This window comes from uncultured Campylobacter sp., assembly GCF_938045225.1.
GTDB lineage: Bacteria > Campylobacterota > Campylobacteria > Campylobacterales > Campylobacteraceae > Campylobacter_A.
In genome coordinates this window covers 1-4,154 of sequence record NZ_CALINL010000279.1, presented here as the reverse complement: position 1 = coordinate 4,154, position 4,154 = coordinate 1, and the positions used below count along the sequence as shown (strand labels likewise).

The following is a 4,154-nucleotide window of genomic DNA, read 5'->3' as shown; positions in this document are numbered from 1 at the left end:
TAATGGCGCCAAAGCTCGCCCCAGAAAGATGTGCAAAGCGGCAAGCACGGGTATAAAAACGCTTTTAAACTGCGAATTTACGGGCTTTGAGACTCTTGAGAGCGGCGCTGTTAGGGCTCATTTTAAGGATGGGCAAATCATCGACGCCGACGTACTCTTGCTTGCTGTCGGTAGCGAGAGCATGGATCTTTTTGCGGACTACGACATCAGGCTTAGCTCCGTGCGCGGCCAGGTCACGCATATCGAGCCGGTCGTTTGGACGTCTGTGCCTTTTAGCGCTAAAGGCTACGTATGCCCGCCTACCCAAGGCGTGCAGGTGATCGGCGCGACATACGATAGAAATCTTTTTTTAGACGAGTCGCGTTCTAGTGATGATGAGAAAAATTTGGCCGACGTCGCAGAGTTTTTAGGCGACAAATTTGCAAAAAACGAGCGGCTAAATTTGAATATTGGCCGAGACGGCGACGCTGAAAATGCGGATCGCTTGGAGGGAAACAAGGGCGGCGTAAATTTAAGCAAAAGCATGGATTTGCCGGCTAAAACCGCAGATGGCCTCGCACAGACGAATAGTGCGTCAAATTTGACCGCGCCTAAAAATAACTCAAACATCGCGGCTCAAATACCGCAAAATATCCGAATAGTCGGCTCAAAAGTCGGCTACCGCAGCTATAGCGGCGACCGTTTTCCGCTCATCGGGCGGCTTTACGACGAGGATTTTTATAAAGATGCTTACAAGTCGCTGCTTTGGACTAAGGGCAAGTCTAATCCGCGTCCAAAATACGTACCAAATGTATATGTGAGCACCGCTCACGGCTCGCGCGGGCTTTGTACGGCCGTGCTTGGCGCCGAGCTCATCTGTGACCTCGTTTTTGACCGTCCGCTTTGTATAGAAAAATCGCTTTTTGACGAGCTTCACTTGGCGAGATTTCTCGTTAGGAAACTTAAAAAAGGGCTGAAGTAGGCATAAAGTTGGATTTTAAAGTCTGATTTTACGTTATTTATTTTTGCGTCAAATTCGGCATAAATTTGAGGTAGCGGCTGGTACTGATATAAAAATTTAGCCGTTCTAGTTAAAGTAGCATTAGCGCCGTTTGCAGGCGTATATCAAAAATTGTTAAGAGCAGAATAAATTTGCGCACTGCGGTGCAAAAGCATAGTATAGATAAAGCTCAAATTTAGACGAGCGTCAAAGCCAAAACGGCTAAAATAGGCGAAATCCGCCTATTTTTTACCGAAAAAGTCGCCCGCGATCCTAAAAATATCGTCCACGATCGAGCCATCTTTGTTCTGATCCAAAAACTGCGTAAGCATCGACATCATGGAGCCATTATCCGTAGAGCCTTGTAAATTTGAGGCTTTTAGCTGATTGTTTAGCATGCCCGCGATCATCGGCGCGATCATCGGTAGCAGAGTCTTGATGGAGTCTGCACTGATGCCTAGCTGCGAGCCCACGTCGCTAGCTAGAGCCCTGCTGTTTTCTTTCGAGCCCGTTAGTACGCCTAGTAGCTCGTTGCCTTCGGCGACGTTGATATTTTGCGGGGTGTTGGCCATCTCGCCAAGGTTTGAGCGGCGGATCATATCTAGGAAATTTGACGAATCGGCGTCAGATTTAAAATTCTCGTTCGCTCTTTGCATGAAAATCGGCGCGACCTTAGAAATCACGGCCTCTATGTCGTTTGTGCCCAGTCCGCTTTTTTGCGACATCGCATCTAACATACCGCCGGAGTTGCCCAAAAGTAGCTTTAGTATATCCATTTTTATCCTTTTGATTTTTTCGCGAGTTTAAAATTTGACCGCCGCTTGTTTGGGTTTAACGAGGCGGCGGCCGACAAGCCTAGCAGCGGCTTATTTGTAGTTTTTAATTGCCGCGTCTAGGATCTCTTTTGCGGCGTTTGCATCTTTAAATTCTTTAACCTTGACCCATTTGTTAGGCTCTAAAATTTTATAAGTTTCAAAGAAATTTTTGATCTTATTTAGCGTGGCCTCAGGCAGGTCTTTGTAGCTCTTGATCCCGTCAAATCTCGGATCGATCTTGGTGACTGGTACGGCTAGTAGCTTCTCGTCCATACCTGCTTCGTCCTCCATCACGAGTACGCCGATTAGGCGGCATGGGATCACGCTGCCTGCTTGCAGAGGGTATTCGTTTAGCACCAAGATATCGGCAGGATCGCCGTCTGCTGCGAGAGTGTTTGGCACGAAGCCGTAGTTTGCCGGGTAGAACATCGCCGAGTAGAGCACGCGATCGACCACGACCGCGCCGCTATCTTTGTCGATTTCGTATTTTATGTTCGAGCCGTACGGAATCTCGATCACGGCGTTGATTTTGTCCGGGTTTGAGCCTGCTTTGATTTTTGAAACGTCCATTGTTGTCCTTTAAAATTATTTAGTATAAAAATTGTTTATAGTTTGTTTTACAATCTCGTCTGCTAGATACTCAAAAACTCCATCTGCATCACCACCGAATGCACCCATTCCCATAGTTGCAGAAGCGTCGAAAGTCGCAATCATCTTGCTACTCTTGTCTAGTATCTTGATATTTACACTAGCCTTTGCTGAACCTGCGCCAGGCAACATCCACCTTGCAAACCTATTGCCTTCATCAAAAGATAAATCACTACAATCTATCCTTAAATCATCGCCAAATTTAACTCCATTTTTTTGTAGTTTTTCGATGATTATACCTTCAAGCTTTTTATTTGCCATACCTGATCCGCAGTTTGCGGCGATACTTGAATATTTACTATCGCTATAAATTTTGATATTTTCCATCTTGGAGCCACAGCCTGTCAGCACCCCCCCCCTATAGCCAAAGCCACTAATAATGATATTTTCATTAAAATCTCCTTAGATAAATTTGGAAGTTTATTGTATGATTTTTTAGTTTAAATTATACTTTACGAGGTAAAATTTAAGTAAGCTTGGTATAAAATTTGAGGCAAATTCAAGTGACTTGGGCAAACCCGAGTCAAATTTGGTTATTTCACGATCTCGACGCGTTTTACATCTATCGTTGCGTCTTTCATAAGGTCCTTATCGACCTCGCCGTAGATGCGTACTGGCGTATTTTCATCGACGGTTACACCTCTCCAGTCCTTGTGGTCGATCTCGACTTCGATGGTGTCGCCGTTTTTATCGACGAACTGGTAGTGCTCAGGGCGAAACTCGGAGACGATCTTGCCCTCAAGCACGACGCGAGTGTCATCCGGTAGCGCTAGAGCTTGTTTTGCGGTGCTTGCGCTCATGGCGCCTTTACCGACGAAGCCGCCTTGATTTGCTGCGTTTTGCGCGCTTGAGCCAGTAAATCCGCCTGCTGCAAACATCGCGCTAGCAAGAGCTGCTGATAAAACTATTTTTTTAAACATCGTGTGTCCTTTAAATTTGATGTGATTTTCGTGAAATCATAGTGCGGATTTTAATGATATTTCGTGAATTTTTTGTTAATTTGGATTTATGGAAAGCTTAAATTTAGAGCCTAGCTTGAGGCTCTAAAATAATGTTTATAGGCTATTTACGAGAGCCTTGACGTCGGCTACGATAGGCTCGATCGCACGCTCGCCATTTACGACGTGAAGTAGGCCTTTTTCTTTGTAAAATTTACGTATCGCCTCGATCGGCTCTAGATAAACCTTCATGCGGTTGTTGAAAACCTCGTTGTTGTCGTCGGCTCCGCGTGCTCGTCCGAGTACTCTCTCGCGTGCGACGGCTTCGCTAACGTCCACTTCGATCACGCCTTTTAACGCGATCTCGTTTTGCGAGGCTAGCACCTTGTCTAGCTCGGTCATCTGCTCGACGCTACGTGGATAGCCGTCGATGATGACGTTTGATTTGTCCGAGCTTTTGATCGCCGAAACTATCGCGTTTACGACGACGTCAAGCGGGACCAGGTTGCCTTTTGAGATGAAACCGTCGATTAGCTTGCCTAGCTCTGAGCCGCTGGCAACCTCTGCGCGTAGTAGATCGCCCGTTGAGAAGTGCGCAAATTTGGCGTCCTCTTGTGCGATTAATGACGCATCGGTGGTTTTGCCAGAGCCTGGAGCGCCGATGATTAAAAATAGTTTTTTCATAAATTTTCCTTTAAACGGCTTGCCTCTTGCGCGCTTTTAAATGAGCTAGAAATTTTCTCCCTCGATGAACTATATGTTCTATCTTCGGTC

At 46.1% G+C, this 4,154-nt stretch carries 5 protein-coding genes and 1 pseudogene; 1 reads left to right on the top strand and 5 read right to left on the bottom strand.

The genetic code is table 11. The annotated features are described in order from the left end of the window. Positions 1-961, top strand: a pseudogene (locus tag Q0200_RS10035) (FAD-dependent oxidoreductase); the annotation flags it as partial. A 260-nt stretch (positions 962-1,221) separates the two neighbouring features. Here the strand turns inward: Q0200_RS10035 and Q0200_RS10030 are convergent. From Q0200_RS10030 to Q0200_RS10010, 5 genes are all read right to left on the bottom strand, one after another. Then, entirely contained in the window at positions 1,222-1,755 is a 534-nt protein-coding gene (locus Q0200_RS10030; RefSeq protein WP_297940843.1) for a DUF937 domain-containing protein, read from the bottom strand. A 90-nt stretch (positions 1,756-1,845) separates the two neighbouring features. Further along, positions 1,846-2,364 carry an inorganic diphosphatase gene (gene ppa / locus Q0200_RS10025; protein WP_009493687.1) on the bottom strand — a complete coding sequence of 173 codons (519 nt, stop codon included), beginning with the start codon at positions 2,362-2,364 and terminating at the stop codon, positions 1,846-1,848. 15 nt (positions 2,365-2,379) lie between these two features. Next, entirely contained in the window at positions 2,380-2,769 is a 390-nt protein-coding gene (locus tag Q0200_RS10020) for a DUF4410 domain-containing protein (protein WP_297940841.1), read from the bottom strand. Positions 2,770-2,975: 206 nt separating this feature from the next. After that, positions 2,976-3,362 carry a NirD/YgiW/YdeI family stress tolerance protein gene (locus Q0200_RS10015; protein WP_297940840.1) on the bottom strand — a complete coding sequence of 129 codons (387 nt, stop codon included), beginning with the start codon at positions 3,360-3,362 and terminating at the stop codon, positions 2,976-2,978. Positions 3,363-3,497: 135 nt separating this feature from the next. After that, entirely contained in the window at positions 3,498-4,064 is a 567-nt protein-coding gene (locus Q0200_RS10010; RefSeq protein ID WP_297940839.1) for an adenylate kinase, read from the bottom strand. Positions 4,065-4,154: the final 90 nt, after the last annotated feature.

What these genes read in the sequence shown, in the direction of transcription:
- Q0200_RS10030 (WP_297940843.1), bottom strand. Translation starts at nt 1,755, where the DNA reads ATGGATATACTAAAGCTACTTTTGGGCAACTCCGGCGGTATGTTAGAT.
- ppa (WP_009493687.1), bottom strand. Translation starts at nt 2,364, where the DNA reads ATGGACGTTTCAAAAATCAAAGCAGGCTCAAACCCGGACAAAATCAAC.
- Q0200_RS10010 (WP_297940839.1), bottom strand. Translation starts at nt 4,064, where the DNA reads ATGAAAAAACTATTTTTAATCATCGGCGCTCCAGGCTCTGGCAAAACC.
- Q0200_RS10015 (WP_297940840.1), bottom strand. Translation starts at nt 3,362, where the DNA reads ATGTTTAAAAAAATAGTTTTATCAGCAGCTCTTGCTAGCGCGATGTTT.
- Q0200_RS10020 (WP_297940841.1), bottom strand. Translation starts at nt 2,769, where the DNA reads ATGGAAAATATCAAAATTTATAGCGATAGTAAATATTCAAGTATCGCC.